Origin of the sequence: Oceaniferula flava, assembly GCF_016811075.1 — a bacterium.
Classification (GTDB): domain Bacteria; phylum Verrucomicrobiota; class Verrucomicrobiia; order Verrucomicrobiales; family Akkermansiaceae; genus Oceaniferula; species Oceaniferula flava.
This window is the reverse complement of the sequence record NZ_JAFBGL010000010.1, coordinates 89,146-115,548: the sequence shown is the minus strand read 5'-3', so window position 1 is coordinate 115,548 and position 26,403 is coordinate 89,146. Positions and strand designations below refer to the sequence as shown.

The 26,403-nt window shown below is 56.3% G+C and carries 28 protein-coding genes and 1 tRNA gene; 20 read left to right on the top strand and 9 right to left on the bottom strand.

The features are described 5' to 3' along the window. Both murJ and JO972_RS14455 read right to left on the bottom strand, forming a co-directional pair. A complete protein-coding gene (murJ, locus tag JO972_RS14460) occupies positions 1-2,052 on the bottom strand; it encodes a murein biosynthesis integral membrane protein MurJ (RefSeq protein ID WP_309490784.1) in 2,052 nt (683 codons plus the stop codon). Positions 2,053-2,109: 57 nt separating this feature from the next. Beyond that, positions 2,110-3,141: an L-threonylcarbamoyladenylate synthase gene (locus JO972_RS14455; protein WP_309490783.1), complete on the bottom strand. Its 1,032-nt coding sequence runs from the start codon at positions 3,139-3,141 to the stop codon at positions 2,110-2,112. A 131-nt stretch (positions 3,142-3,272) separates the two neighbouring features. On the opposite strand from JO972_RS14455, the gene JO972_RS14450 reads away from it, so the two are divergent. From JO972_RS14450 to JO972_RS14400, 11 genes are all read left to right on the top strand, one after another. Further along, positions 3,273-3,869 (top strand): shikimate kinase, encoded by a 597-nt coding sequence (locus JO972_RS14450; protein WP_309490782.1) that lies wholly within the window; start codon positions 3,273-3,275, stop codon positions 3,867-3,869. A gap of 76 nt (positions 3,870-3,945) precedes the next feature. Continuing rightward, positions 3,946-4,947, top strand: coding sequence for a polyprenyl synthetase family protein (locus JO972_RS14445; RefSeq protein WP_309490781.1), 1,002 nt, complete (start codon positions 3,946-3,948; stop codon positions 4,945-4,947). A 258-nt stretch (positions 4,948-5,205) separates the two neighbouring features. Beyond that, complete coding sequence (gene nrdR / locus JO972_RS14440; protein ID WP_309490780.1) at positions 5,206-5,697, top strand: transcriptional regulator NrdR; 492 nt, start codon at positions 5,206-5,208, stop codon at positions 5,695-5,697. 39 nt (positions 5,698-5,736) lie between these two features. Then, a complete protein-coding gene (locus JO972_RS14435; protein ID WP_309490779.1) occupies positions 5,737-6,300 on the top strand; it encodes a hypothetical protein in 564 nt (187 codons plus the stop codon). Between the two features lie 27 nt (positions 6,301-6,327). Then, positions 6,328-6,675, top strand: a complete 348-nt coding sequence (locus JO972_RS14430) for a histidine triad nucleotide-binding protein (protein ID WP_309490778.1) — start codon at positions 6,328-6,330, stop codon at positions 6,673-6,675. A gap of 51 nt (positions 6,676-6,726) precedes the next feature. Continuing rightward, positions 6,727-7,485, top strand: a complete 759-nt coding sequence (locus JO972_RS14425; protein ID WP_309490777.1) for an exodeoxyribonuclease III — start codon at positions 6,727-6,729, stop codon at positions 7,483-7,485. Between the two features lie 57 nt (positions 7,486-7,542). Further along, positions 7,543-8,073: a hypothetical protein gene (locus JO972_RS14420; protein ID WP_309490776.1), complete on the top strand. Its 531-nt coding sequence runs from the start codon at positions 7,543-7,545 to the stop codon at positions 8,071-8,073. 24 nt (positions 8,074-8,097) lie between these two features. After that, on the top strand, positions 8,098-8,976 hold the full coding sequence (prmC, locus tag JO972_RS14415) for a peptide chain release factor N(5)-glutamine methyltransferase (RefSeq protein ID WP_309490775.1): 879 nt from the start codon (positions 8,098-8,100) through the stop codon (positions 8,974-8,976). A 25-nt stretch (positions 8,977-9,001) separates the two neighbouring features. Continuing rightward, positions 9,002-10,279, top strand: a complete 1,278-nt coding sequence (murA, locus tag JO972_RS14410) for a UDP-N-acetylglucosamine 1-carboxyvinyltransferase (protein ID WP_309490774.1) — start codon at positions 9,002-9,004, stop codon at positions 10,277-10,279. A gap of 184 nt (positions 10,280-10,463) precedes the next feature. Continuing rightward, positions 10,464-12,314 (top strand): RNA polymerase sigma factor RpoD, encoded by a 1,851-nt coding sequence (rpoD, locus tag JO972_RS14405; RefSeq protein ID WP_309490773.1) that lies wholly within the window; start codon positions 10,464-10,466, stop codon positions 12,312-12,314. 120 nt (positions 12,315-12,434) lie between these two features. Beyond that, positions 12,435-12,842 (top strand): DoxX family protein, encoded by a 408-nt coding sequence (locus tag JO972_RS14400; protein WP_309490772.1) that lies wholly within the window; start codon positions 12,435-12,437, stop codon positions 12,840-12,842. A gap of 146 nt (positions 12,843-12,988) precedes the next feature. Here JO972_RS14400 and JO972_RS14395 read toward each other — a convergent pair whose 3' ends face one another. Beyond that, entirely contained in the window at positions 12,989-14,137 is a 1,149-nt protein-coding gene (locus JO972_RS14395) for a transglutaminase-like domain-containing protein (RefSeq protein ID WP_309490771.1), read from the bottom strand. 124 nt (positions 14,138-14,261) lie between these two features. Here JO972_RS14395 and nagB point away from each other — a divergent pair, with 124 nt between their 5' ends. After that, positions 14,262-15,032, top strand: a complete 771-nt coding sequence (gene nagB / locus JO972_RS14390) for a glucosamine-6-phosphate deaminase (protein ID WP_309490770.1) — start codon at positions 14,262-14,264, stop codon at positions 15,030-15,032. 233 nt (positions 15,033-15,265) lie between these two features. On the opposite strand, the gene JO972_RS14385 is transcribed toward nagB, so the two are convergent. Beyond that, a tRNA-Glu gene (locus JO972_RS14385) sits at positions 15,266-15,340 on the bottom strand. 150 nt (positions 15,341-15,490) lie between these two features. Here JO972_RS14385 and JO972_RS14380 point away from each other — a divergent pair. The 7 genes from JO972_RS14380 to JO972_RS14350 all read left to right on the top strand — a co-directional run bounded on the left by JO972_RS14380 (position 15,491) and on the right by JO972_RS14350 (position 21,060). Next, positions 15,491-16,468 carry a KpsF/GutQ family sugar-phosphate isomerase gene (locus JO972_RS14380; RefSeq protein ID WP_309490769.1) on the top strand — a complete coding sequence of 326 codons (978 nt, stop codon included), beginning with the start codon at positions 15,491-15,493 and terminating at the stop codon, positions 16,466-16,468. 19 nt (positions 16,469-16,487) lie between these two features. Continuing rightward, positions 16,488-17,018 (top strand): hypothetical protein, encoded by a 531-nt coding sequence (locus JO972_RS14375; protein WP_309490768.1) that lies wholly within the window; start codon positions 16,488-16,490, stop codon positions 17,016-17,018. A gap of 95 nt (positions 17,019-17,113) precedes the next feature. Continuing rightward, a complete protein-coding gene (gene efp / locus JO972_RS14370) occupies positions 17,114-17,680 on the top strand; it encodes an elongation factor P (protein ID WP_309490767.1) in 567 nt (188 codons plus the stop codon). Positions 17,681-17,835: 155 nt separating this feature from the next. Next, positions 17,836-18,357, top strand: a complete 522-nt coding sequence (locus tag JO972_RS14365) for a DUF5069 domain-containing protein (protein ID WP_309490766.1) — start codon at positions 17,836-17,838, stop codon at positions 18,355-18,357. Positions 18,358-18,375: 18 nt separating this feature from the next. Further along, a complete protein-coding gene (locus tag JO972_RS14360) occupies positions 18,376-19,005 on the top strand; it encodes a hypothetical protein (RefSeq protein WP_309490765.1) in 630 nt (209 codons plus the stop codon). 199 nt (positions 19,006-19,204) lie between these two features. Then, complete coding sequence (gene fbaA / locus JO972_RS14355; protein WP_309490764.1) at positions 19,205-20,236, top strand: class II fructose-bisphosphate aldolase; 1,032 nt, start codon at positions 19,205-19,207, stop codon at positions 20,234-20,236. A 92-nt stretch (positions 20,237-20,328) separates the two neighbouring features. Continuing rightward, positions 20,329-21,060, top strand: coding sequence for a VC0807 family protein (locus JO972_RS14350; RefSeq protein WP_309490763.1), 732 nt, complete (start codon positions 20,329-20,331; stop codon positions 21,058-21,060). 124 nt (positions 21,061-21,184) lie between these two features. On the opposite strand, the gene JO972_RS14345 is transcribed toward JO972_RS14350, so the two are convergent. Further along, the gene (locus JO972_RS14345) at positions 21,185-21,472 is read right to left on the bottom strand and encodes a 4a-hydroxytetrahydrobiopterin dehydratase (RefSeq protein ID WP_309490762.1); all 288 of its coding nucleotides are present in this window, start codon (positions 21,470-21,472) and stop codon (positions 21,185-21,187) included. A 164-nt stretch (positions 21,473-21,636) separates the two neighbouring features. Here JO972_RS14345 and JO972_RS14340 point away from each other — a divergent pair, with 164 nt between their 5' ends. Continuing rightward, a complete protein-coding gene (locus tag JO972_RS14340; RefSeq protein WP_309490761.1) occupies positions 21,637-22,077 on the top strand; it encodes a hypothetical protein in 441 nt (146 codons plus the stop codon). Positions 22,078-22,163: 86 nt separating this feature from the next. Here JO972_RS14340 and JO972_RS14335 read toward each other — a convergent pair whose 3' ends face one another. The 4 genes from JO972_RS14335 to rplO form a co-directional block, all read right to left on the bottom strand. Further along, complete coding sequence (locus JO972_RS14335) at positions 22,164-22,430, bottom strand: hypothetical protein (protein WP_309490760.1); 267 nt, start codon at positions 22,428-22,430, stop codon at positions 22,164-22,166. A 111-nt stretch (positions 22,431-22,541) separates the two neighbouring features. Then, entirely contained in the window at positions 22,542-24,116 is a 1,575-nt protein-coding gene (locus JO972_RS14330; RefSeq protein WP_309490759.1) for a pyridoxal-phosphate dependent enzyme, read from the bottom strand. A 135-nt stretch (positions 24,117-24,251) separates the two neighbouring features. Further along, entirely contained in the window at positions 24,252-25,760 is a 1,509-nt protein-coding gene (gene secY / locus JO972_RS14325; protein ID WP_309490758.1) for a preprotein translocase subunit SecY, read from the bottom strand. Positions 25,761-25,936: 176 nt separating this feature from the next. Beyond that, positions 25,937-26,386: a 50S ribosomal protein L15 gene (gene rplO / locus JO972_RS14320; protein WP_309490757.1), complete on the bottom strand. Its 450-nt coding sequence runs from the start codon at positions 26,384-26,386 to the stop codon at positions 25,937-25,939. Between the last annotated feature and the right edge of the window lie 17 nt (positions 26,387-26,403).

Sequence of the window (26,403 nt, the reverse complement as noted above, 5' to 3'; positions counted from 1 at the left end):
TCAGCCGCGCCGGAAGCCGGCTTTCAGTTCCGCCACGCTGGTCACCTTCATCGCCAGAATCATCATCGCATAGGTGCAGATCCCCAGACCAATGAGCAGCGCGAGAGCGATGCACTGCTGAATGAATGCCTCGTCAAACCACGAGCCCACCGCTTGATATGCCAGCCAGACCAAGGCGCCCATCCCCGCACTCGCGGCGATGATGCGCAGCAGCTTGCCCATGAACGCTTTGCCGGGATGCAACAGACCGCGCAAGCCGCGCGACAGCAAGACCACATTGACCCAGGCGGAAACGGTGGTGGCAATGGCGATGCCAACATGCCCAAACGGCCCGAATAAAAGTAAGCTTACCACGATGTTCACCGCCACGGTGATGCCGGCCATGATCATTGGCGCGCGGGTGTTCTCACGGGCGAAGTAGCCGGGCTGAAGCACCTTGATCAGCACATAGCCGGGCAGCCCCAGAGCGAATCCTTGCAGCGCCATGCCCGTCTGGCGCGCATCCTCGGCAGTGAACTCACCCCGCTGGAACAGCACACTGATCAGCGGCACAGGGATGACCATCATGGCGACCGCAGCCGGCAGCGTGATGATGAGTCCCAGTTCCATGCCTCGCATCATGCTGTCGGAGGCGCCTTGCATGTCGTCACGCCGCACCAGTCGGGTGACCTCGGGTAAGAGCACCACCCCGAGCGCAATGCCAATCATGCCGAGTGGCAGCTGGTAGACGCGATCGGAATAATACAGCCAGGAAATCGCCCCCGCCTTGAACGAGGCGATAACGCCACCGACCAATAAGTTAATCTGCTGAATTCCGGCGGCAAGAATGCCCGGCCCCATGAGCAGGACCAACTTTTTGATCGAGCCGTCAAACACAGGCTTCTGCACCCGGATGTGGTAACCATTTTTCCGACACGCGCCGTAGAGCATCATGAATTGAAGCAAGCCCGCCACCGCCACACACCAGGCCAGCACATGGGCGGGCAGCTCGGATTTCATTCCAGCGACGAAGACCCCGAGTCCGACGAGGAAAACCAGGTTCAGCAGGATCGGTGCGGCCGCGGGGGCTCCAAAGATCTTGAAGGTGTTCAGGGTGCCGCTGAGATGCGCGACCAGAGCCATGAACAAGAGATAGCAAAAGGTGATCTGAGACAGCCTAACAGTGAGGTCAAAAGTGTCCGGGTGGTTGCGGTAAATTTGCAGCTCTGGAGCACGGCCATTGGCATCCATGGGCAACACGGAATCAGGCACTCCGCTGCGCACCAGCTCCCCTTCGAACCAGCCGTAGTCGTGCCCCTTGGGGAGTCGAATCCGCGCCTGACCATTGCCGCCAATCACCCAGCGCGACTGGTCGGCTTCGGTCGCCGCACCTGACGCCTCGGCCGCGTTCGGCAGCAGATGTTGGGTGGCTGGATTCGGTTCGCGATGATCCTTCTCCGCCCGGATCTGTTCCTGAGCCGTGTATTCGGCTGTGACCTCTTGCAGACTTGCGACAGAGCCTCGCTCGCCGGTGCCGAAGAACTGCAGAAACTCGCGCTGCTTTTCCTCGACGAAATGCAGGTTCGTCAGCGTGTAGGCCCCGTCCAGACCATCGACACTCTGCTCCGGCACGGTCAGATAGACATCGCGCATGCCATCGACACGCACCGAGAAACGTTCGCTCGCCTCCCCTGCCGCGGAGGAAATCGGCATTTCCACCTTCGCCTTAAACCCGGGCACCACCGCGCCCATGATCCATTTCATACATGGGATCGCCACGATGGTCAGCGCGATCAGCACGACTAATAGAGTGGAGAACGCATTCGAGGCGAACTTCATCGCCTCCTCTTCGCCATCTTTTTCCAATCGACGACCAAACATCGGCACGAAGGCGGCGTTGAAGGCGCCCTCGCCGAAGATGCGGCGGAAGAGGTTGGGAAAACGGAAGGCCGAGAAAAAGGCATCGCCTAACAGCCCTGAGCCCAGATAGCGGGCAATCAGAATATCACGCAAGAAACCTAACACCCGACTGATGGCGGTGAAGCCGGATACTTGCATCAAAGCGCGGAGCATGGAGGGATGGGGTCTTAAAGTTGGGAACGTGATTGATGGCGCAATTGAGTCAGCCGCCTAACGGATGCTGGCGCGACGAAGCTTGTCCATGATAGCCACACCCAGTCCAGTTTCTGACACCGGCTCGGCAATGATTTCATCGACGCCACTTTCATCGAGCTGACGCAGGACATAGAAAAAGCGCACGGCGGCCTCGGCCAGCTTGCCATTGCCAGGTGAAAGCTCCTCCACCTGTGCCCAATCGTAAGCATTGATGAACCCGGCCTTCTCTGCACCACAGTAGCTGAGCAGTCCGTATTTTTTGCCTTCCTCAGGCTTGAAATCGGCAAAGCTTCTGAGCAGGCGCAGCGGCGTGACGGGGGCGTAGTGATTGGCCAGTTGGCCGGGAGCTTCGGGCGCCTCGTTCGAGCGATTGCGCTTGGGGCGTTCCACTCGGCCGAAGCGTTGCAGCATCTCCTTGGTCACCGGACCGGAGCGCAGCATGTGCAGCGTCGGGCGTTTTTCCCCGGCCTCGGGCCGGATGATGGTGCTCTCCAAGCCATCGCGGCAGGCACCGCCATCAACAATGGCAGGGATGCGGCCACCCAGTTCTTTTTCCACCGCGGAGGCAGAGGTCGGGCTGATTCGGCCAAATCGGTTAGCGCTCGGCGCCGCGATCGGGTTTCCAAGAGCGCGGACCACCGCTTTCATGATCGGGTGTGCACTCATTCGCACCGCCACGGTTGGCAGTCCGCTGGTGACGATGTCCGGCACGCAGTCTTTTTTCGGCAGCACCAGCGTCAGGGGGCCGGGCCAGTAGGCTTTCATCAGCTTGGCGACGATTTCCTTCAGATCCTCAGGCACCTCGGCCACCTCATCCACCTGTTCGTAGGACCCCACATGCACAATCAGCGGGTCAAACGAGGGTCTTTCCTTGGCGTCAAACACCTTGGCGGCGGCGTCCGGGTTGAGGGCGTCAGCGCCTAGACCGTAAACGGTTTCCGTAGGCAGGGCCACAACTTCTCCGGCGGCAAGGAGATCGACGACCTCTTGCACGACTTTATTTTGCTCCGCTGGATCGGAGGCATCGATGATACGTGTTTCGCTCACGCCGTTCGGATTAGCTTAAGCGGGGCTCAGAACCAAGGAAATTGACGGCAAATACGGACTTCGTGCCGTGGTGACATAATTATCCATCTTCCCTATCGCCATGGATGGACTCCATCCGTTACACTCACCCCATGGAAACAATAACAGCCTCATGTCACCGCCTGCGCAATATCGTGCTGGTCGGCTTCATGGGCTGTGGTAAGTCCACGCTCGGCCGCGTTCTGCACCAGAAACTTTCCTACCCCCTGATCGATACCGATCACGTTATCGAGGAGCAAGCTGGCAAAAGCGTGGCGGAAATCTTCGCCGATGAGGGCGAGGACGCATTCCGCTCGATGGAGACGCAGCTGCTCCAATCGCTGCTCGACGATGAGCTCAACCACCACATCATCTCCACCGGTGGAGGCATGGTGCTCCGACCAGAAAACCGGGAGCTCTTGCAGCAGCTGGGATTTGTCGTCTGGTTATTCTGTTCGGCGGAGGAAACTTACGAGCGGACATCGCGCAATAATAACCGACCGCTCCTGCAGTGTAACGACCCGATGGGCCTGATCAGTCACATGCTCAGCGACCGCACACCGCTCTACGAAGACGCTTCCCATTTGAAAATAAGCACATCGGGCTTAGAATTTGATGAAATTTCTTGTGGAATTCTCGAAAGCGCTCGCTATCACTTCGGCACCCCTCACGATGCAGAAGAAAATCCTTCAAGCTCGTGCTCAGCCTGATCCACCACCCAAACGCAGCAAACCGCCATTGCCAAACTTACCGGTTTATGCTCAAGATTTAGCCACCATTTCCGACATGTCATTGATTAAACCCAGCACCATTCCTCGAATTCCTTTCAAACTTGTAAAGAAAGAGCTCAAGGAAGTGGAAGCGCAAATTCGCGACCAGGTTCGTGCCTTTGACCCTTCCGTGGAGCCGTATATCGATTACATCTGCAACACCAGCGGCAAGCGCATCCGCCCTGTGCTGTCCATTCTCGCCGGTGGTGCCACCGGGGGCGTGGACGAAGGCCACCTGAAGATTGGCGTCATTCTCGAGCTCATCCACATGTCCACACTGGTGCATGACGATATCATTGATGGTGCAGACACCCGCCGGAACGTGCCAACCGCCAATGCCAAATGGGGCAACGGCATGGCTGTCTTGTTAGGCGATGCCTTGTTCTCCCACTCCCTGCTGTTAGCCACTGAGTTCGACAGCATCGATATCTGCCGCAAGGTGGGAAAAGCCTCCCGCGAGGTTTGCCAAGGTGAAGTGATGCAGACCCAGCGTCGTTTTGACCTCACTCTAACCAAGGACGATTACTTCCACATCATCGAGATGAAAACCGGTGCCCTGTTCGCAGCCGCCACCGGCATCGCCGCATCACTCTCCGGGGTTTCCGAAGACATTGAGCAACGACTCTATGATTACGGCCTGAAGCTCGGCACCGCGTATCAGATTTATGACGACTGCCTGGACCTGGTCGGCACCGAAGCCGAAGTCGGCAAAACCCTGCGCACCGACTTGGAAAAAGGCAAACTCACCCTGCCGCTGCTCAACCTGATCGAAAAGGCCGACCCGGCCCAACGCGACAAACTCAACAAACGCATCATCGAGCAACAACCCCTCGATCTCCCGGTGCTGATCGGCATCGCCGAATACGAAGGAGCTGTGGAAAGCGCCCTCGACACCGCCTCCACCATGCTCAACGAAGCGCGTGAAGACCTCGAGGTGCTCGAGAGCGGAGAGTGGCGCGATGGTCTCACCGAGATCACCCACTACCTGGACGGCTTGCTGAACGCCTGCCGAAGCTAAGGGTTAATCCGCGCGAGCGAGCATACAAGCGATCGCCGCCCGCGAGCTACTCTCCATCCACGCACCTCACTGGAGCGCCATTTTTTTACTCCCGAATTCGGATGATTTGGGTGAAATACAGAGGTTTTTGACTAATTCCAAAAACAATAGTATTGAAACCTTAACGATCGCCATCAGCGACTGAATATAGGGGCATTTTTGCTTTGATACCCCTCTACCTGCTGCACTAGCTTCCGCATCAACAGCAGAATTACCCCTATGCGTTGTATCCAGTGCGGCTCGCTAAAAGATAAAGTCATCGACTCCCGAATGTCGAAGGACGGAACCACGACCCGCCGCAGGCGGGTCTGCCTCGCTTGTGACTACCGCTACACCACCTATGAACAGATCGAGCGCACCGAGCTGCAAGTGGTCAAACGCGACGGCACCCGGGAATCGATCAACCGAGAGAAGATTTTTCGCGGACTGGTCAAAGCCTGCGAGAAGCGCCCCGTGTCCATGGACCGCCTGGACCGAGCCGTCGAAGAAATCCTCGCCGAACTGCACAAGGATCACCTAACGGAAGTGCCGTCCAGCAGCATTGGCCCAAAGGTGATGCGCAAACTCCACGAGATCGATCCCGTGGCCTACGTCCGTTATGTTTCCGTTTACCGTCAGTTCGATAACGTGGGTGAGTTCATCCGCGAAATTCAAGCGCTCGAACACCGCGCCTCCAGAGACCCCCACCAACGCAAGCTCTTCAAAGAATAAGCCCCAGAACATTACCCCCGTCCTGCCCGCCTCCCCAGCATGATTTGCATCGTCGGAAATCGCCCCGTGCTCCAGATCGGCCGTCACCAAGTGACCGGCTACGATACTGCGTGGCTGCGTGAAGCGATCCACCGAGGCGCCATCGCCGCCGAGCGTGAGGACTTCCCATTCATTGACGACCTGTTAGAAGGCATCATCCACTACCTCGAACACAAATGCCCGCTGCGAGTTCTCACCATCGAGGAGCTGCACTCGCGGGTGCGCCGGATGTTAGAAAGGATCGGCTGCGAAGCCATCGCCAACACCCTGCCACTGCTCGCTCCACCGGTGAAGCTCAGCCTCACGCGGGCAGCCAAGGAAGCCGGCAATGGCTTCGAACTCGCTTTTTTCAATCAAGTACACGATGAGATTGAGGACTTAAAACTTCACGGCGTCGAAGAGCTCTACTTCACAGGCACCCGCGATTGTGTCAAACTTCTCCGCGGTGCGAAACGCTGGACCGCTCCCTGCGAGAAACTGCATCAGGAGATCATCACCTTCCTCACCACCCACGGTCACTCCACCTTGCCAAACCCTCGCGAGATCCGATTGACGCTGGCCTAACACAACTCCTGTCACCCGCTCCTTACCATGGCTGAAAAAACACTGTTCCAGAAAATCTGCGACCGCGAAATCCCGGCGGACATCATCTATGAGGACGACCTCTGCCTGTGCTTCCGCGACATCAACCCACAAGCACCGGTGCACCTCTTGATCGTGCCGAAGAAAGCGATCGTTCGCATTGCCCGGGCGGAAGCCGAGGATCAAGCAACGCTCGGCCACCTCCTGCTCACAGCACGCAAAGTTGCCGAGCAAGAAGGCTTCGCCGAAGCAGGCTTCCGCACCGTAATCAACAATGGTCCACATGGAGGAGAAGAGGTTCCGCACCTGCACCTGCACATTCTCGCCGGCCGCCCGATGACCTGGCCTCCCGGTTAGACCGATCCTAACCAGCCACATTTCCTTTACCTACTCACCCATACATCACCCATGCGTCTCATTTCCTGGAACGTCAACGGCATCCGTGCCGTGATCAAAAAGAACTTCTCCGAATTTCTCGCCGAACATCAGCCAGACATCCTCTGCCTGCAAGAAACCAAAGCCCGTGCCGAGCAAGTGGACCTCCCACTTGAGGCCGCCGGCTATCACACCTACTGGAACTCCGCCGAGAAAGCCGGCTATTCCGGCACAGCGATTTTTTCCAAACAAGAACCTCTCAAGGTCACCAACGGCATCGGAATTGATGAACACGACACCGAAGGCCGCGTGATCACCGCCGAGTTTGAGGACTATTTCTTAGTCACCGTTTACACACCGAACTCCAAAAACGAACTCCTGCGCTTGCCCTACCGCCAACGCTGGGATGCCGATTTTTTGGCCTACTGCAAAATGTTGGAGAACGACAAACCAGTCGTATTCTGCGGTGACCTGAATGTCGCCCACCAGGAAATCGATCTCGCCCGTCCGAAACAGAACCGCAAAAATGCCGGATTCTCGGATGAGGAACGAGCTGGATTTGACAACATCGTGGCCGCAGGCTTCACCGATACCTTCCGTCACTTCCACCCCGACACCACCGAGGCCTACAGCTGGTGGAGCTACCGTGCGGGGGCCCGCGGCAAGAACATTGGCTGGAGAATCGATTACTTCTGTGTTTCCACCCCTTTCATGGAGCGCGTCGAAAAGGCCGACATTCTTGCCGATGTGTTAGGTTCCGACCACTGCCCGGTCCTCATTGAGCTGACGTAATGCCCAGCTTTCCGCTCTTGTCTTGATTTCTTCATCGCATCCACCATCATCGCCTCTGTGCCGGATCATTTTACATCCCTAGAAACAGGAAAACCCTTCACCCAGTGCTGTGCCTGCGAGGGTTTGCTCAGTGAGAAGGATATGTATATTGTGAACAAATCCTTTGCCGCCGGGGAATGTGTGTTCGAGCTGGCGATGTGCTTTGAGTGTCGCGAAGAATTGAATTCCAAACTCTCCGAGGAGTCTCGCGTGGCCATGTTTGACTTCATGCATGACCATGCCGATATGGAAAAGCGGGAGGCCACCCTGGGATCGGATTCTGACACTGAGGACTACATCGCCAAGTGCCTCACCTGTGGCGTCGATGCCAAAGGCCTGAACAACTACACCCTCGGAGGTATGTTCAGTGGCGATCATCTGATCAAAGGCCCCTTCCCCATGCTGATCTGCGGCAGCTGCGAGGACAAACTAAACGAAACCATCTCCGATGAAACCCGCGACGTCTGGGACAAATTCATCGGCGAGCATTTCCCTGGCCCACCCTCCGAAGCCACTCTTCCCACCGGCAGTAAACCTGTCTTTCTCTAACCTGCTGCCGCCACCCTTGCTAACATGACCACCGTCCTCGATATTATCGAAAAAGGAACCGTTTACCTGGAGAAGAAAGGCATCGATGACGCACGCCGTCACATGCAGCTGCTCGTTACCCATCAGCTCGGCTGCTCGCGAGTGGAACTCTACATGCAGTTCGATCGCCCGATGGCCGAGGAAGAACTGATCCCCCTGCGGCAAAACCTCAAACGTCGCGGCGATGGTGAGCCACTGCAGCACATCCTCGGCACCGTCGAATTCTACCGCCGCGAGTTTAAAACCGACGCCCGCGCGCTGATTCCCCGCCCCGAGACTGAGGAGCTTGCCAGCCTGATCCTCAATGCCACCATGGGCGATGATCTGCGGATTCTCGATATGGGCACCGGCTCCGGTGTGCTCGGCCTGACTCTCGCCGCCGAGCTCGGCGGCCGCTGCAATGAACTCGTGCTGGCTGACATCTCGGAAGACGCCTTGGCGCTCGCCGAGGAAAACGCCACCCTGTTAGGGCTCAGTCGCTACTCGCTGGTCCAGACCGATCTCTTTACCGAACTGCAGGACCAAACCTTCCACATCCTCGCTGCCAACCTCCCCTATATCGCCGAGACCGATCGCTCACAGCTCTCGGTGGAGGTTCTCAGAGATCCTGACAGCGCGCTCTTCGGCGGCAAAGATGGGCTGGACATCTTGCGGGATTTCATTCAGCAAGCACCTTCGCATTTAGTTCCGGGCGGCACCATCGCCTTGGAGATTGGTCACGACCAAGCCGATGCGGTGGAAAAGATGCTGCAGGCGGCAGGCTTTACCCACATCACCACCCACAAGGACCTCAACGGCATCGCACGCTTCCCCATCGCCGTCCTCCCCGGCGCCCCGGAGCCGGAGCCAGCCCCCATTTCCTAATCCCAATTCCTCACACCCAGACAACATGGACAAACTTCTCGTAAGAGGCGGCAACACGCTTCAAGGCACCGTGCATATCTCAGGCTCCAAAAATGCCTCCCTCCCCATCCTCGCAGCCACCTTGCTCACCGGGGAAACCTGCATCATCCGTCGGGTGCCCGATGTTTCCGATACCAATTACATGATCCAGATCCTCACCGCACTCGGTGCCGAGGTGGAACGATCAAGCGGCACCGTGCGCATCACCGCAGGCACCATCAGCCACGACGCGCCCTACGATATTGTGCGGAAAATGCGCGCTTCCATCTGCATCATGGGCCCACTGGTCGCCCGCTTGCACAAGGCGAGCGTCTCACTCCCCGGCGGCTGCGTGATTGGCGACCGCCCGGTCGACCTGCACCTCAAGGGGCTGGAAGCGCTCGGAGCGAATATTGATATGGAAGGTGGCAACATGCACATCGTGGCTGAAAACGGTCTCCACGGTGACGAGTGCGACCTCCGAGGCAAACATGGTCCCACCGTGTTAGGCACCGATAACATGATGATGGCCGCCGTCTTGGCCAAGGGCAAAACGGTCATCGAATCCGCCGCCTGCGAACCTGAAGTGGTCGATTTGGCCAATTTCCTCAATCAAATGGGAGCCAAGATCACCGGAGCCGGCACCCGCAGAATCGAAATCGAAGGCGTGGAGAAACTACACGGAGTGGACTACACCGTCATCCCCGACCGCATTGAAGCCGGCACCTTCATGTGCGCCGCCGCCATGGCTGGATGTCCGGAAAAAGGAGTCACCCTGAACCGCGTCTGCCAAGAGGACCTCAAACCTTCTACCGAAAAACTCATCGAAGCCGGCCATCGGGTGGAATTCAACGAACAAGGGACCTCCTGCACCGTCACCCCGGGAGCAGCCCCCAAAGGCGTGAACATCGTCACCGCCCCCTTCCCAGGTTTCCCCACCGATATGCAGGCGCAGTTTACCTCCCTACTCGCCGTCACAGATGGCATTTCGGTGGTCGAGGACACCATTTTCCCCCAACGCTTCATGCACTGCGCGGAAATGAGCCGGATGGGGGCAGACATCAAAGTCGATAATGGCACTGCCGTGATTCAAGGGGGTAAAAAACTCTCCGCAGCCCCCGTAATGGCCTCTGACCTTAGGGCTTCCGCTGCCTTGGTGCTCTCTGGACTATGCGCCGAAGGCACCACGGAAATCCACCGCCTTTATCACATCGACCGAGGTTACGAGAACATTGACGACAAACTTGTCATGCTCGGAGCAGACATCGAACGTGTGAAAGAATAATTCGAGAGTTGATTCATAACTCCTTGCCATTGTAAGTTTTCCCTTGACCTAGGGCAATCTCTCGCAGAGATTCGCGCCCCGTTGGTTTCTAACCTCTGGGCCCTAGAATAGGTGAGGTGTATCCAAGATGCATCCACACCTACTATTCCTGTCAGCGCATCCCATCCATTTTCATACCACTCTTATGGCATCCAAAAAAGCAGCCGCTAAAAAAACCACGGCAAAAAAAGCTCCCGCTAAGAAGGCGAGCAAAAAAGCCGCTAAAGCTCCGGCAAAAAAAGCAACGACCAAGGCAGCCGCTAAAAAAGCCACCGCCAAGAAAAAGGCACCCGCCAAGAAAGCAGCCGCCACAAAGCCCGCTGCTGAAAAAGCTCCCGCCAAGAAAGCCACGGCAAAAAAGGCATCCAAAAAAGCTCCTAAGAGCCGCATCGATACTCCGGAGATCCAAGAGAAGATCCGCGAGCTCATCAAACTGGCCAAAGAGCAGGAATACCTCACCTACGATGACGTCAACGAGGTGCTGCCCAACGACTTGGTCGACCCCGGCGATGTCGAAGCCATCCTCGATCGTCTCCGCAAGATGGAGTTCGATATCATTGATGCCTCCGAAGTGGACTCCTACCGCGACCGCAAAAAGGACGACGCCGATGAAGCCACCGGCCCCAAGACCGACCAGAAACTCGATATCCTCGATGATCCGGTAAGAATGTATCTCAAGCAGATGGGCCAAGTGCCACTGCTGACCCGTGAGCAGGAGGTGGAAATCTCCAAGCGCATCGAAGACGCCGAGATCGCCGCCAATGCCGAGCTGCACAAGTTCGGATTCATTGCCAACTGCTACCTCGACCTCGCCGATCGCCTGACTCGCGGTAAGGAACGTTTCGACCGTGTCATTCAGGACAAGAAAATCGAAAGCCGTGAGCGCTACATGCGCGCCCTGCCGAAACTCTGCGAACAAGTGCGCAACTTGCACGAGGACAACGATCAAATTTTCCGCAAACTTCAGGCCAAGAACCCACGGGGTAAGAAGAAGCTGGTTGAAACATTTGAGAAGAACCTCACCTCCGTGACCCGCCTCTACAACCGCTTCTACTACAAGCAGAAAGTCGTCGAAGACTTCAATGCCCAGGTGGAAGACCACCAGAAGAAACTCTGGAAATACGATCGCAAACTCAACGCCAAGCCTGGCGACAAGGAGTTTGAAACCAAGGTTCGTGAAATCCAGCAACTCGCCTGGCACAAGACCGAGGACTTCATCACCACTCGCCGCGATCTGCGCAAACGCACCCGCGAAGCCTATCAGGCAAAAACAGAGATGGTGGAGGCCAACCTTCGCCTAGTGATCTCCATCGCCAAGAAATACACCAACCGTGGACTATCATTCCTCGACCTCATTCAGGAAGGCAACATGGGCCTGATGAAGGCTGTGGAAAAATTCGAATATCGCCGCGGATACAAGTTCTCCACATACGCCACCTGGTGGATTCGCCAAGCAATCACCCGCTCGATTGCTGACCAGGCACGGACTATCCGTATCCCGGTGCACATGATCGAAACCATCAACAAGCTGATGCGTGTGCAGAAGCAGCTGGTGCAGGAATACGGTCGTGAACCCAGCCCCGACGAAATCGCGGAGGAAATTCACCTTCCCGTCGAGCGTGTCCGAGCCGTTCTCAAGATGGCCCAACAGCCGATCTCCCTGCAGGCCCCCGTGGGCGACTCAGACGACACCTCCTTCGGTGACTTCATCGAAGATAAGGCCGCTGAAAACCCGATGGAAGAAGCTGGCTTCGCCATGCTGAAAGAGAAAATCGGCGATGTCCTGGACACCCTCACCGAGCGCGAACGCGAAGTGCTGGAGCAACGCTTCGGCCTCAAGGACGGCTACTCCCGCACTCTCGAAGAGGTGGGTCGTCAGTTCCAAGTGACCCGCGAGCGTATTCGTCAGATCGAAGCCAAAGCCCTGCGGAAAATGCGTCACCCCACACGGATTCGCAAACTGGAAGGCTTCATCGAGCTTCCCAACCTGCCCTAACGCGCAGCTCTCATTTTTCCACAGGCGATCCTCTTTGAGGGTCGCCTGTTTTATTTCCCCCCAATAACAGATTCCCACTAGCGCCATCGCGTTTCAGTGATATGCTGCTGCCAATTTCCTATGAACACATCAGATCAGACATTGGCCTACACCCTCGCCCGCCTCGGAATGGGGGTGAACTTGCTCATCCACGGCGCGGTGCGATTGCCCAAACTCTCAGGTTTCGCCAATCACATCACCGGACAGTTTGAGAAAACCGTCCTACCAGCCGCCATGGTGAAACCTTACGCCTATGCCGTCCCCTTCGTGGAACTCGGCGTCGGCATCCTCTTAATTCTGGGTCTGTTCACCCGCCACACCCTGGTCGCCGCCTCACTGCTGATGATCTCCTTGATCTTTGGCACCTGTCTGCTGGAAAATTGGGGTAATGCCGGCTCCCAGATGGTGTATCTGGCCTACCTCGCCGCACTACTTGCCTTCAGAGATCGCTACAATCAGCTTTCTCTCGATCACAAACGCGGCAGCTAGCTCAGCGCTCCGAGCCTCTATGCGGGGGCTCCGTGAAATATTTTCTCAGGGCATCGTGACCGATGCCCTGGGCTGCGGAAGGCTCCACAAAGACACTCTTCGCCTCACTCCGACCTCCACGCGCGATCGGATAAAACACCTGGGTTTTACTCCGCCAGGTTCACGGTCAACCAAGCTTCCTCCTTGGGCGTCTTCACCGTTTTTTGCAGGATCTTGCCGCTGACAGGATCTTTCCAGGCGATGATGTAAAGCTGGCCTTTGCGCGCCTTGACGGTGAAATAGCGATTCATGTCGTCGGTGGCCTTGGGACTCACCCCTTCACCCAAATTCACATCACCCTGGACCACGCGTAGCTCGGCGGCCACCCGTTCCCCACCCTTCATCCAATGGATGCGGAGCTCGCAGACATCCTCACCGGACTTCACCCCGCCCAGCTGAACGTAGCGATCGGTGACATTGACGGCGTGCACGTAGCGGATTTTCAAATCCCACACCAAGGGGAAATGCTGCCCCGTCGGCTTCCACGAACTGGCGTAAATGCTGTGATACAAACTCTGCGCATTGCCTCTGGCGGCATCTGCCAAGAACCATCCACGATCGAGACCTTTTTTATCGAAATAATACTCGGTGAAATGCCACTGACGGTCATGCGTCGTCCAGATTTCCACCCAGTTATGGTTCCCGCGTTTGGTCGTCCACGATGGGGTTCCGGCAATGCGTGAAGGAATCCCCACGGCCCGAAAAGCATTGTTGAGTAAGACCGAGAGTCCGGTGCAGCTGGCCAAACCTGTCTCCATCGATTCGTAAGGGCTCTGGTCGGCCTTGTTGCGCTTGGTGCTGTATTTCACCTTCACCTCATCCTTGATATTCTGGCACACCGCCAGTCGGGCCTCTTCCTGAGTTTTGGCCCCTTTGACATACTTGCTGAAGCGATTGAAAAAGTCCTCCCGCCAGTCATCGCGACGCTCGTTCAGCGCGGCATAGGGCAGCACGTCGTTGAAAAAGATCTCCTCCGGAACCTCCTTCGCCCATGGGAAGGTTTCACGTGCCCGATAAGCCCAGGCGACGTTGTTGAGCAGATAATCAGCCTTCAAAGACTTGAGATCACGCTCCGGCATGTAGCGGATGAGGAATTGCATCGCCTTTTTCTGGGCGGCCGGTGCTTGCTCGATGGCCTGCTCCAGCTGGGCACGATTTTCTCCCGCCAGGGCCAAGGCCTTATCCAAGTTGGCCTCTGCGGCCTGCGCTCCCAGAATCATCAACATCCAGCCCAATGCGCCTAATAAGAATTTCATCAGCCTCACAGCGATACGCCACCCCCGCTTTGTTTCGTGATTAGTCAAGAAATAGCCCCCTTCGCTAAAATTTGTCCTCCTGTTCGAGATTGAAAGGAAGCTGGTTCCCCTTTAAGCAAGCAGCATGAACAAGGTGCCTGTAGAAATTTTCTCTTCATCCGACTCAGCGATTGCCAAGCTCGGAGCCGAAACTGCCGCGCTCATTCTCCGGAATGATGCCAAAGGCCAACCCACGGTGCTCGGTCTCGCCACCGGCAATACTCCCATCCTTTTTTACCAGGAACTCATCAGACTGCATGAGGAGCATGGCCTTTCATTCGCCAACGTCATCACATTCAATCTGGATGAATATGCCGGACTCCCTCCCGAACACCCGGAAAGCTACTGGAAGTTCATGCACACCCATCTGTTCGACCACATCGACATCAAGGAGGAAAACATCCACATCCCTTCCGGCACCGTCGCCGAGGAAGACATTGCCGCACACTGCGCCGAGTATGAACAAGCAATTATCGATGCCGGTGGAATCGACCAACAAATCCTCGGCATCGGACGCACGGGCCACATTGGATTCAACGAACCAGGATCCCCCAAGGACTCCGTGACACGCGCCATCCAGCTGGACGCGATCACGCGGGAGGATGCCGCCCCCGCATTTGGAGGCATCGATCAGGTGCCAACCGCAGCCATCACCATGGGCTGCGGCACCATTCTCAGTGCGCGCCGACTGGTGCTCATGGCTTGGGGCGAGAAGAAGGCTGAGATCGTTCGCCAAGCCGTGCAAGGCCCAGTCTGCGATCAGGTCAGTGCCTCCTTCCTGCAAGAGCACGACAACGCGGTTTTCTACCTCGACGAAGCCGCAGCCTCCGCGCTCCGCATGCCGTCACAGGTCTAACTTTTCATCACTCTTCACACCTAGAAGCGGTCCCAGACTACATTCACCCCGGCTCTATCATTGAGGGTCGGGGTGAATTGCGTTTAGGGGAAAACAACGTAGCTTCCAGTCTCATGCGAGGAGGCAAGCAGGAGCATCTAACTACTCCTTGGCCTTCTTCTCGGGCAGCTTCAAAAAACGCACCTCCTATAAAGCATTTCGCCTCAACTCTGATGATCAGAGTTGAGGCGAAATGGCAACCTGTACGGGACTCGAACCCGTGTTGCCGCCGTGAAAGGGCGGAGTCCTAACCACTAGACGAACAGGTCGCTTTCTTCGTGGTGCGCTGGGCGCGGCGGGAAAATGCCATAAATTTTCAGAACGACAAGAAAAAATGATATAAAAGTTTCATTTTCTTCTCAAACCTTTGTTTTTTGGGCTTTTAGCATCGCAGCGCATTGGCTAAAGCTTACCCAGACATGGACATCAACTACGTGGAAAAGGGGCGCCGAGTCTTTGAAATCGAGATCGAGGAACTGCAACGGGTTGCCGCCTCGCTCAGTGACTCTTTCTGTGAAGCTGTCGAGCTGTTGAAGGAGGCCATTGAAAACCGGGGCAAGATCGTGGTTGTCGGCATTGGCAAGTCGGGAAACATCGGTCACAAGATCGCCGCTACTCTGAACTCCACCGGAGCCACCGCCGTGGTCCTCAACTCACAGAACGCCCTTCACGGTGACTTGGGGATCATCTCGGATGGTGATGCCGTGATCGCCCTTTCCTACTCCGGAGAAACCAGCGAGCTGTTAGACCTCTTACCTTTTATCAAACGCACCGACGTAAAAGTGGTCGGAGTCACCGGTAAAGCCAATTCCACCTTGGGAAAACACAGCGATGTCACCCTGCTGACCAGCATCCAGCGAGAGGCCTGCCCGCTCAACCTGGCACCCACGTCCTCATCCACCGCGATGTTAGTGATGGGCGATGCGCTGGCGATGGCACTGCTGGAGTCGCGCGGTTTCACCGAGGAGGACTTCTCACGCTTCCACCCCGGCGGATCGCTGGGCAGAGCACTGCTGACCAAGGTCTCCGACATCATGCGCTCCGGCGATGCCCTAGCCTGCATTCCACCCAGCGCCACGGTGCACGATGCCTTGGAAGCCATGTCCGCCGCCCGCAGCGGTGCCTGTGTGATCACTGCTGAAGACGGCACTTTGGCCGGCATTTTTACCCACGGCGATTTTGCCCGATCTTTTCAAGAAGACCCCACCATCGGCTCCAGTCAGATCAGCGAGCTGATGACCAGCCAGCCGATCACGCTGAACTCCGACTCGCTCGCGGCCGAAGCGGTCAAAACCATCGGCACGCACCGCATCGATGACATCGTGGTGTTAGATACCGAGGGTCGACCGATAGGATTGATCGACACCCAAGATTTCGCCCGTCTCAAACTCATCTAAGCCACGCACGCCTCCTACCATGTTCCGTCGTCATCGATTACTCATCCTGCCGGCATTAACCCTGCTGGCATTGGTTTCCTGCGGAGCCCCCGATCCCTCGAAGCTCCCCACCGTCACCACCCCGCCGCACGGTAAGGTCGACCTTTCGCAAATCTCCCTCACCATCAGCGATGTCGTGTTAGAGCGGCAAGGTGAGAACCAATACTCCTTGAGCTTTGACTACACGGTGACCAACCACAGCGGCGCACACCTGGCCTTCACCTGCCTTTACAGCAACACGGACGACCTGATCGAGGTCGGGCTCAGCGATGCTGAGGGTCAGAAGCTCATTCCCGGCAGGCGCCCCATGGAAGGTCTGACGCTGGCGGAGCCGAAGCCGCTCAAGCTTCTCAGCGGCCCAGTGACGCGCAACTACACCGTGCCGATCATGCCGGAGGAGCGTGAAGCAGGTGAGCTGATCAACCTCCGTGTCCGCCTCCACGCGCCCTCACGCTACGATGAGTTGCGCAGCACTGTGGAAGCCCCTCTGGTTCAAGTCCCTTGGCCTTAGAATCCAGCAATTTCACTCTTGCAACTTCAAACTCCGCAACCACACTGCGCGCCCCCGCCCATTTTAAGAATCACAACTCAACATTTAAAACTCACATGGCATCCATAGTCGCAACCAACGTTAAAAAAGGCCAATGCATCAAGTATGAAGGTGAAACCGGCATCGTGCTCAACCTCGAGCACCGCACCCCCGGAAAAGGCAACGCCCTGATCGCCGCCACCATCCGTTCCTTCCAAACCGGAAAAACCAAAACCATCCGTTTCGCTTCCAGCGACAAGGTGGAGATCGTGGAAACCGATCGCCAAAAGCTCGAGTTCTCTTACTCCGATCCTACTGGTTTCAACTTCATGGACATGAACACCTATGAAACCATCACCCTCAACGAAGAGTTGATCGGCGATAACAAAAACTACCTCGTCGAGGGCATGACCGCTGAGGTTCTGTTCATCGAAGACAACGCTGTCACCGTCGACGTGCCAGCCGTGGTCGAGCTCGAAGTCACCGAGTCCTCCGAGGGCATCAAAGGCGACACCGCGAACAACCCCACCAAGCCAGCCACTCTCGAAACTGGCCTGGTGGTTCAAGTTCCCCTGTTCGTCAAACCCGGCGACAAGCTGAAGATCAACACCACGGACGGCAGCTACTCCGGCCGCGCCAACTAAGGGCTGAGTCCTTATCCTTTCCAACAGCGGGCGGCATCTCCATGCCGTCCGCTGTTTTTATTTGCGCCCACAACGCCCCAACCATAACCTGCTGTCGCCCCAAGTGGCAATCGTCCCCCATTTCCCAATCACAACATCTCACCCATCACCATATCATGACCTGGAACGACCAATTTCTTCAACTTTTCCGCAGCTGTGTGGAAAAATACCGCAGTGGCAACAGCGATTTTCACTCCTACTACGAGCCGGAGGATCTCGCATTTCTGAAATCCATCGGCTACAAACCACGCGAGCTTTTTGACTTTGTAGAAGACCTGGTTGATGGCGGCGAGCCCACTGAATCGACCGCTCTGTTAGTCGCTGCCGTTCGTCGCGATTACCTGCACACAGTGCAAAACGGCCAGCTCAGCGAGAAGGAAGTCAGCTCCGATGACATCCCTGCCCGGGGTGAGACACTCGACAATGTGGCCTACTTCCCCCGCATTCTTGCCAAAGCTCGTGCCAAGCTCGCCGGTGAACTGCACCCGAACCTGATGTATGGCTGCGGTGGCGATCGTGGATTCCTGCGCAAGCATGGCGACATCCACCCGGCCGACTTCCTCCGCCACGTCTGGGCCTCCGGCGACGACGATGCTCACATGATCGAGTATCTCCGCCAGTGTTACAGCCAGGGATAATCCACACCGCACATCATCATGGCTAAAGATTATCAAGGCGAGGAAATCCTCGTGGTGCGCCGCTCCCTGTTCGATGAACTCGGAGAGTTCCAAGGGATCAATGCGGATGTCGATGCTTACCTGCCTTCGCTGCTCAATCCGGAAAACAACTTTTTCATGGATCGGGGCGCCGCCGAGGACGACCCGTCTCATAAGCAGCTGATTCCCTACTGCATCTTCCGCGTGAAAGACGACCAGGGAACCCGCTACCTGCACTACACCCGCGGCAAGTCCGGCGGCGAATCACGCCTGCACGCGCAAGTCTCCATCGGCATTGGTGGCCACATCAATCCGGTCGACCAGCGAGAGGACCATCTTGGATTCGATACCTACATGGCCGGGGTGGAGCGTGAAATCGATGAGGAACTCAACATCGAAGGTGGCCACACTAACAAAATCGTCGCCCTGCTCAATGACGACTCGAATACCGTCGGCCAAGTCCACCTCGGCGTGGTGCACATGATCGACCTGGAAAACGATGACGTCGCGGCCAACGAAGACGCCATCGCCAACCTCGCTTTCACCACCCTCGAAGAACTCCGCGGAGAACTCTACGATCGCTTGGAAACGTGGACCCGCTGTTGCGTGGATGTGATCGAGGAGCTGTAAGCCAAGCACTCCCGAGCCATACTCACCGCTGAAAAAACGCAATCCCATCCCTGAAAAGGGAGACCAAGGAGAGCTGGCAAACGGCCCAAATCCGCTTTGCAACGCAGTCCCCGCCAGATCCGGCGGGGATTTTTCGTGCCCTGCATGTCATAGACGATGACTTGCCTCAGCGCCGACTCCGTGGTAAACCGCGCACGTCATGCCAGTTGCAACACCTGAACAATACGCCGCCATGCTCGACGCTGCCCAAGAAGGCGGCTACGCATACCCAGCCATCAACATCACCTCCCTGACCACCATCAACGGTGCGCTCAAGGCCTTTGCCGAAGCCGGCTCCGATGGCATTATCCAAGTTTCTACCGGCGGCGGCAGCTTTGCTTCCGGCACCGCCGTTGCCGATGAGGCATTCGGTGCCATCGTGCTCGCCGAAGCCACCCACCTCCTGGCCGAGAAATACGACATCCTCGTCGGTCTGCACACCGACCACTGCCACCCGCAGAAAGTCGACAGCTTCCTCCGCCCTCTGCTCGATGCCTCACGTAAGCGCATCGCCGAAGGCAAAGGTCCCCTGTTCAATTCCCACATGTTCGATGGCTCCGTCGTTGAGCTCGATGAGAACCTCGAGATCTCCAAGGACCTCCTCAAGGAGTGTGCCGAACTCGACATCATCCTCGAAATCGAAGCTGGCTGCGTCGGCGGCGAAGAGGACGGTCACGACACCTCCGGCCTGCCCGCTGAAAAGCTCTACACCTCTCCTGAGGACATGATGCAAGTCTACGAAACACTGAACGGCATCGGCCGCTTCATGTTTGCCGCCACCTTCGGCAACGTGCACGGCGCCTACAAGCCAGGCTCCGTGAAACTCAAGCCGACCATCCTGCGCGACGGCCAAAAGGTCGTGACCGACAAATACGGTGCCGAAGCCGAGATGGACCTCGTTTTCCACGGTGGCTCCGGCTCCAGCCTCGAGGACATCCGCGAGACCCTCGACTACGGTGTGGTCAAAATGAACATCGACACCGACACCCAGTATGCCTTCACCCGCCCGATCGTCACCCACATGTGTGAGAACATCGAAGGCGTGCTGAAGATCGACGGCGAAGTCGGCAACAAGAAGGTTTACGATCCCCGTGGCTACCTGAAAAAAGGCGAACAAGGTCTCTGCGATCGCCTCAAGGAAGCTTGCGACGACCTGCTTTCCTCCGGTAAATCAGTTTACGGCAAAGTCTAACTGACACCGATCTTTTCCCATAGCGGCGGTTGAAAAGCCGCCGCTATTTTATTACACACACCTTCCAGACATCCGTCGAACCTACCCATCCCATGGCCAAACAACAACAAGAGAACCCACTGGTGAACATCATGTGGAACGTGCTCATTCCCATCACCGCACTGAGTTTTCTTGGTAAAAACGGTGATGACTTCTGGAATGTGGGCCCCGTCTACGGCATGCTGATCGCCGTCTCGCTGCCAGTGGCCTACGGCATTCACCACCTGATCAAAACCAAGAAGCCGAACTTCTTTTCGATCTTGGGTGTCGTCAGTATCTTACTCACCGGAGGCATTGCCATCATGGCGTATCGGGACAATGGCACCGTGGATGAACAGGCGCCGTTATGGTTCGCCTTGAAAGAAGCCGCCATCCCCTTCGTTTTTGGCGTCACCATTTTGATTTCCCATTGGACCAAGACGCCCCTAGTCCGCGTGTTCCTCTACAACCCGGACTTTTTCAACATCCCCATGATTGAAAAGCGGGTGCAGGAAAAACAAAACAACGAGGGATACAAAAAGCTACTCTTCTCCGGCACCCTGCTGCTGGCTGGCTCCTTTTTCATCAGCATGGTGATGAACTACTTCCTCGCCATGTATTTCCTCAGAGGCAACACCGGCTCCCAGGAAGCCTTCAACGATGGTGTGGCCAAACTCACCGGCTGGGGTTTTGCCGTGATCGGGGTGCCGATGCTCGTGATTCTGATGGTCACCATGTGGCGCTTCGTCTCCGGCCTGCGAAACCTCACCGGCATGGACAACGAGGAAATCCTGCTTCCTCGATAAAGGCTCATTGGCCGCGTCTGGCCCAAATCGCTGAGCGAAACCAATCAGCCCTACCAAAAAAAAATCAGCGTCACACCTAAGGTCATGACGCTGATGAAAATTGTTAGTCGGAGATAGCCTCTACTTAGTCGACAATATTATCGATCCGTGAGGCGAGCTCCACATCGATCTCGGTGACGCCACCCGCATCTTCGGTCTTCAGACGCAGGGTCACTTTGCAGTCGCGGATATCGATTTCGGGAAAATGCTGTGCCTCATCGACGATCTCAGCGAGGTCGTTGACGAAATCGATGCCCTCCATGTATTCCTCAAACTCGATCGTGCGGGTAATGCTATCTCCTTCAGCTTCCCACTCCGGGCAGCGTTTCAGGGCGTCGTCTAGTTCATCGGCTGGGATCAATTCTTCTGACATAAAATAATCTGTGTGTTGGGTTGCTCCTGCAAGATTGGTTCCATTCGCTCTATCTTGGCAAGCTTGTTTCTCCAACTTTTTCATTTAAATCATCGACCAGCTCTGGCGCTGTGGATGATTCCCTATTTGCAAGCCTCCCATTGCTCAGCTAGATTGGCTTTGTCATGAAGATTATTCTATTTCTAAGCCTTCCTCTACTGGCTCTATTAGCCAGCTGCAGCAGCACCCCCACGAGCAGAATCGAAGACAATCCGTCTATTTACAAATCTCTCAGCCCGAAACACCAAGAACTGGTGAGCAAGGGCCAGATTGCCCGGGGGATGAATAAACCGGCTGTCTTCCTCGCCATGGGACACCCCGACGGCAAAGTCATCGGAAACAAAGACGGCAAGGATTACGAACGCTGGGATTACACCCAGATGGTTCCGGTTTACAGCAGCGGCTTCAGCCCCTACTACGGCTACGGATTTGGTCGTCACGGTTACGGCCCGCGTTATGGCATCGGTTACATTCCGTCCGTCCACTACGTCCCCCGCCGTGGCTCATCGGTGGACTTCAGCAATGGCAAAGTCACCGGCTGGAACTACGTCTCACGTAACTTCTAATCAGCCCCCCCCTACCCCATTTAAACAACAAGGCCGCCTGCATTACGCAAGCGGCCTTGTTCGTTGAAAACTTGAATCGCTGAGGATTACTCCTCGTCCTTCTTAGGGGCAGCTTTCTTCGCTGCTTTTTTAGCGGTCTTCTTAGCTGCTACTTTTTTGGTTGCAGCTTTTTTAGCGGTCTTCTTGGCAGCCGTTTTCTTGGTCGCTGCTTTTTTAGCGGCTGCTTTTTTCACGGTCTTCTTAGCTGGTGCTGATTCCTTGCGAACTACGCTGCTCTTGGCTTGCTCGTTCTTGCGCTTCAGATACTGCTTGCGGCGGCTGCGTTTGATGATTTTTTTGTGTTGCTTACCCATAGGAAGTGATTGATGTGCAGGGGGATTAACGTCTGGAGAGATGGCAAGCAAGCTCAAATTCGAGGAATCCCGCGCGTTCAAGCGGATTCCGGCTACTTTTTAGTCGCGATCTTAGCCTCGTGAATGCCCGGTAAGACGATAGAATGTCTCATCACTGACCTCACGGGCAGCGCGGATATTTTTGCCACACATCGCGAGGATCCGCTGCAGGCATGCCTGCTGGTCATCGGCGGAGTTGAATTCCATGCCCACCAGAGCACGTCCGACTCTCTCACCAGAGTAGGAGTAGTTGAAATAACACAGACTGGCGATGTCCTTGACTTCATTCATGAAGCGCAGGAAGGCACCGGCCCGCTCGGGAAATTCAATGTTGATGAACAGTGGATAGTGGAACAGCTCGGGGGCGTAGTTGATGATCCGGTAATCGACATCTTCATCCGTGCTCACGTCGCTGGCATTGGCACCGCGTTGCGCCAGCACCGCATCGAGCTGTTGGTAATCGGACTCGGATCCGATCAAGCCGAGCACAGGAAACTGCACCTCGGAATCGTTTCTGCCGTATTGTAAATCGACGATGCTGATCTCCTCCGGTAATTGCTCGAGGAACTCGACCAACGAGCCCTTGCCCTCGGGGATGGGCACGCGGAGAAAGCGGCGTTGTTTGGAACCGATCCCCGCCCGCTGCGCAATACCGCTGAGTTGGGCGAAGTCCATATTGGCTCCGCTGATCACCGTCAGCACCTTCTCGCCAGAGCCAATTTCTCCAGTATGGTAGTGTTTTTTCAACCCTGCCAGGCCCATGGCTCCACTCGGCTCAGGAATCACCCGCAGGGTTTCCCAGAGCGTGCGGATGGAATCACAAACTTCATCGTTGGTCACAGTGATCACTCCGTCGAGCAAGCTGCGACAATACTCAAAGGTGATCGACCCAACTTTTCTCACTGCCGTGCCGTCACAAAAGACATCGACGTAATCGAGCTCGACCGGGCTGCCGTGAGCCAGGGCTGCGGTCATCGACGCCTGTTCCACGCCTTCGACCCCGTAGACTTTCACCTCGGGCCAATAGCGTTTCAGCCAGCAAGCCAGCGCCGCAGCGAGTCCACCACCACCGATAGCGACATAAACTCGGTCGAACGGCCCTTTACCGCTCATCACCACCTCGTCCGCCAAGGTTCCCTGCCCTCCCATGGTGACTTCGTCATCGTAGGGGTGGATGTAAACGCCGGAAGTTTCCTCACAATAGGTCCGTGCCGCATGGCCGGCATCATCGTAGGTGTCACCGATCAGGCGGATCTCCACATGGTCACCGCCAAAACGGCGCACCTCGCTTTGTTTCACCTCCGGAGTGGAGCGCGGCATGAAGATCACGGCTTGGCAGCCGAGCGCCTTAGCGGCAAGTGCCACCCCTTGGGCGTGGTTTCCGGCGGAAGCCGCCACTACCCCCATGCTGCGCTGTTCGGCAGTGAGGGCCGCCATCGCATTGTAAGCGCCGCGCCATTTGTAGGCTTTGATGGGCCCGAGGTCTTCACGTTTGACCCACACCTGGGCATCGAGATCGGGCAGTGGCAACTGCTGCAGCGGCGTCGCCTCGCCAACCGAATAAACGCGTTCGCGAGCCGCTAGGATTTCCTCAAACAGACGATTGTGGTCAAAGTCCTGCGAACTTGACGCTTGAGCTGATTTCATAGGCGATGGCAATAGTCCAAATCCCCCGCTTAGTCCACGGCCAATCAGTGCGATCGCCATTTCCTCAACAAAGAAAAACCCGGACCGCAATCTCTGCGGGCCGGGTTGAAATCTGTAAAAGATCGTGTTTCGGTCTTAACCTTGGTAGATCCAGTAGGACACGCCCACCACCACAACCACGGCGATGAATACCCAGAGGTAAACCATTGAAGTTCCAGATGCGCGGTCACCAGTGTTCTGGAGACGGTCGTAGCGACCTTTGATTTTGCCTTTGCGCAGGAAGCCATCGTAGTTCCGCTGCAGCAGGTGAGTTTCGACCTGACGCATGAAGTCAAGCAGCACACCCACGATGATCAGCAAGCTGGTGCCACCGAAGAAGGAGGTCACCAAGAACGGCAGCTCACTGCCGATGATTCCACGAGGCATCTGCGACACCACCCACGGAAGGATGAAGATGATGGTCAGGAAGATGGCACCGGCGAAGGTCAGACGGGTCATGGTGAAATCGAGGAAATCAGCCGTTGGCTTTCCTGGACGGACACCGGGGATGTAACCACCGCTGCGCTTCAGGTTCTCCGAGATCTCGCTAGGCTGGAACATTGTTGCCACCCAGAAGTAGGAGAAGAAGAAGATCATTACACCGGCGATCAGGTAGTAACCGAGACCACCACCGGCAAGCACGTCTTGGATCTTGCGTGACCACTCAGCCGTAGGAAACGCAGACTGCAGAACGAAGGTCGGCAGTGAGAGAATCGCAGTGGCGAAAATGATCGGCATCACACCGGCGTAGTTGACTTTCAGTGGCAGATACTGGGTCTGGCCGCCGAGTTGCTTCCGTCCCATCACACGCTTGGCGTATTGAACCGCAATCCGGCGCTGCGCCTGGGTAATGGCAATGGTGGCCGCAATCACGAAGATCAGGAAGGCCACAAGGAAGACGAGGAAGGCAGCGGCACCAGGGCCGGCATTGCCAGAAATCAGAGTCTGCCATGTGATCACCAGTGCACCGGGAAGGGCGGAGATGATGTTGACGGTAATGATCAGGGAAATTCCGTTACCCAAACCGCGATCGGTGATCTGGTCACCAATCCACATGAGCAGCAGGGTTCCGGTGACGATGGTCAGCACGGTCATCGCAATGAAGGCAAATCCGTGGTTGGGAACCACTTCACCGAAGTCGCGAATACCTTGAAGGCCGGGAATGTTACCAGGGTTCTTCAAGCTAATGGCCAGAAGGTAACCTTGAACCAGAGCAATGATGATGGTGATCGCACGGGTGTATTGGTTGATTTTCTCACGGCCACCGTCTTCACGTGCCAGCTTGGAAAGCTTGGGCACCACAGCGGTCATCAGCTGCATCATAATCGAAGCAGAAATGTAAGGCATGATACCGAGGGCAAATACCCCCATCTTCTGAAGACCTCCACCTGAGAAGAAGCCCAGCATGGCACCAACGGCTGCACCCGCACCGGAGTCACCTCCTTTGGACTGCTTGTCAGCAAGGTAATCAGCAATGACGCTGGCATCAACTCCTGGAAGAGTGACGTGAACACCGAGACGGATGATGACAATCATCGCCAGGGTAAAAAGAATGCGTTCCCGTAGTTCCGGGACTTTCCATGTGCTCGCAAATGCGGAGATCATAGGTAAATTAGAGTTATCAGTTAGAAGTTATCAGTTGCCAGAGAAACTGGCGGGTGCTGAGGCACCTCCGCACAAGGCGAAAGGAGCGCGCAGGGTTTATACGCATGAAGAGGAAGTGCGCAAGCACTTCCCCTTCAAAATAGCAGTTATTTCATTTCGCGAAGCACGTTGCTGAATTAGCTGGCTTCTACGACGGATCCGCCAGCTTTTTCGATCTTCTCCTTCGCGGAGGAGCTGACCTTGCAGCCTTCCACAGTGAGTTTTTTGGAGAGATCTCCTTCACCGAGAACTTTCACGGTGACGTAGGTGCCTTTGACCAGGCGTGCCTCTTTCAGCGACTCCATGGTGACTGTCGCACCGTCTTCGAAACGATCATCGAGTGATCCTACGTTGACGACTGCGATCTTGTCTTGGAAACGAGTGTTGTTGAAACCGCGCTTTGGAAGACGACGGTGAAGTGGCATCTGACCACCTTCGAAGCCGGGGCGAACGCCACCGCCGGAGCGGGACTTCTGACCCTTGTGGCCACGACCGGAAGTCTTGCCGAGGCCGGAGCTCTCGCCGCAACCGAGACGCTTAACACGGTGCTTGGCACCGGGGCGTGGTTTAAGATTGTGCAAATTCATGATAGATTAGTTTGAAG

Coding starts and splice junctions, on each gene's coding strand:
- JO972_RS14400 (WP_309490772.1), top strand. CDS start 12,435: ATGAACACATCAGATCAGACATTGGCCTACACCCTCGCCCGCCTCGGA.
- rpoD (WP_309490773.1), top strand. CDS start 10,464: ATGGCATCCAAAAAAGCAGCCGCTAAAAAAACCACGGCAAAAAAAGCT.
- rplO (WP_309490757.1), bottom strand. CDS start 26,386: ATGAATTTGCACAATCTTAAACCACGCCCCGGTGCCAAGCACCGTGTT.
- JO972_RS14375 (WP_309490768.1), top strand. CDS start 16,488: ATGTTCCGTCGTCATCGATTACTCATCCTGCCGGCATTAACCCTGCTG.
- nrdR (WP_309490780.1), top strand. CDS start 5,206: ATGCGTTGTATCCAGTGCGGCTCGCTAAAAGATAAAGTCATCGACTCC.
- JO972_RS14335 (WP_309490760.1), bottom strand. CDS start 22,430: ATGGGTAAGCAACACAAAAAAATCATCAAACGCAGCCGCCGCAAGCAG.
- JO972_RS14330 (WP_309490759.1), bottom strand. CDS start 24,116: ATGAAATCAGCTCAAGCGTCAAGTTCGCAGGACTTTGACCACAATCGT.
- JO972_RS14425 (WP_309490777.1), top strand. CDS start 6,727: ATGCGTCTCATTTCCTGGAACGTCAACGGCATCCGTGCCGTGATCAAA.
- murA (WP_309490774.1), top strand. CDS start 9,002: ATGGACAAACTTCTCGTAAGAGGCGGCAACACGCTTCAAGGCACCGTG.
- JO972_RS14345 (WP_309490762.1), bottom strand. CDS start 21,472: ATGTCAGAAGAATTGATCCCAGCCGATGAACTAGACGACGCCCTGAAA.
- JO972_RS14350 (WP_309490763.1), top strand. CDS start 20,329: ATGGCCAAACAACAACAAGAGAACCCACTGGTGAACATCATGTGGAAC.
- JO972_RS14365 (WP_309490766.1), top strand. CDS start 17,836: ATGACCTGGAACGACCAATTTCTTCAACTTTTCCGCAGCTGTGTGGAA.
- JO972_RS14360 (WP_309490765.1), top strand. CDS start 18,376: ATGGCTAAAGATTATCAAGGCGAGGAAATCCTCGTGGTGCGCCGCTCC.
- fbaA (WP_309490764.1), top strand. CDS start 19,205: ATGCCAGTTGCAACACCTGAACAATACGCCGCCATGCTCGACGCTGCC.
- JO972_RS14435 (WP_309490779.1), top strand. CDS start 5,737: ATGATTTGCATCGTCGGAAATCGCCCCGTGCTCCAGATCGGCCGTCAC.
- JO972_RS14450 (WP_309490782.1), top strand. CDS start 3,273: ATGGAAACAATAACAGCCTCATGTCACCGCCTGCGCAATATCGTGCTG.
- secY (WP_309490758.1), bottom strand. CDS start 25,760: ATGATCTCCGCATTTGCGAGCACATGGAAAGTCCCGGAACTACGGGAA.
- JO972_RS14340 (WP_309490761.1), top strand. CDS start 21,637: ATGAAGATTATTCTATTTCTAAGCCTTCCTCTACTGGCTCTATTAGCC.
- nagB (WP_309490770.1), top strand. CDS start 14,262: ATGAACAAGGTGCCTGTAGAAATTTTCTCTTCATCCGACTCAGCGATT.
- murJ (WP_309490784.1), bottom strand. CDS start 2,052: ATGCTCCGCGCTTTGATGCAAGTATCCGGCTTCACCGCCATCAGTCGG.
- prmC (WP_309490775.1), top strand. CDS start 8,098: ATGACCACCGTCCTCGATATTATCGAAAAAGGAACCGTTTACCTGGAG.
- efp (WP_309490767.1), top strand. CDS start 17,114: ATGGCATCCATAGTCGCAACCAACGTTAAAAAAGGCCAATGCATCAAG.
- JO972_RS14430 (WP_309490778.1), top strand. CDS start 6,328: ATGGCTGAAAAAACACTGTTCCAGAAAATCTGCGACCGCGAAATCCCG.
- JO972_RS14380 (WP_309490769.1), top strand. CDS start 15,491: ATGGACATCAACTACGTGGAAAAGGGGCGCCGAGTCTTTGAAATCGAG.
- JO972_RS14395 (WP_309490771.1), bottom strand. CDS start 14,137: ATGAAATTCTTATTAGGCGCATTGGGCTGGATGTTGATGATTCTGGGA.
- JO972_RS14445 (WP_309490781.1), top strand. CDS start 3,946: ATGTCATTGATTAAACCCAGCACCATTCCTCGAATTCCTTTCAAACTT.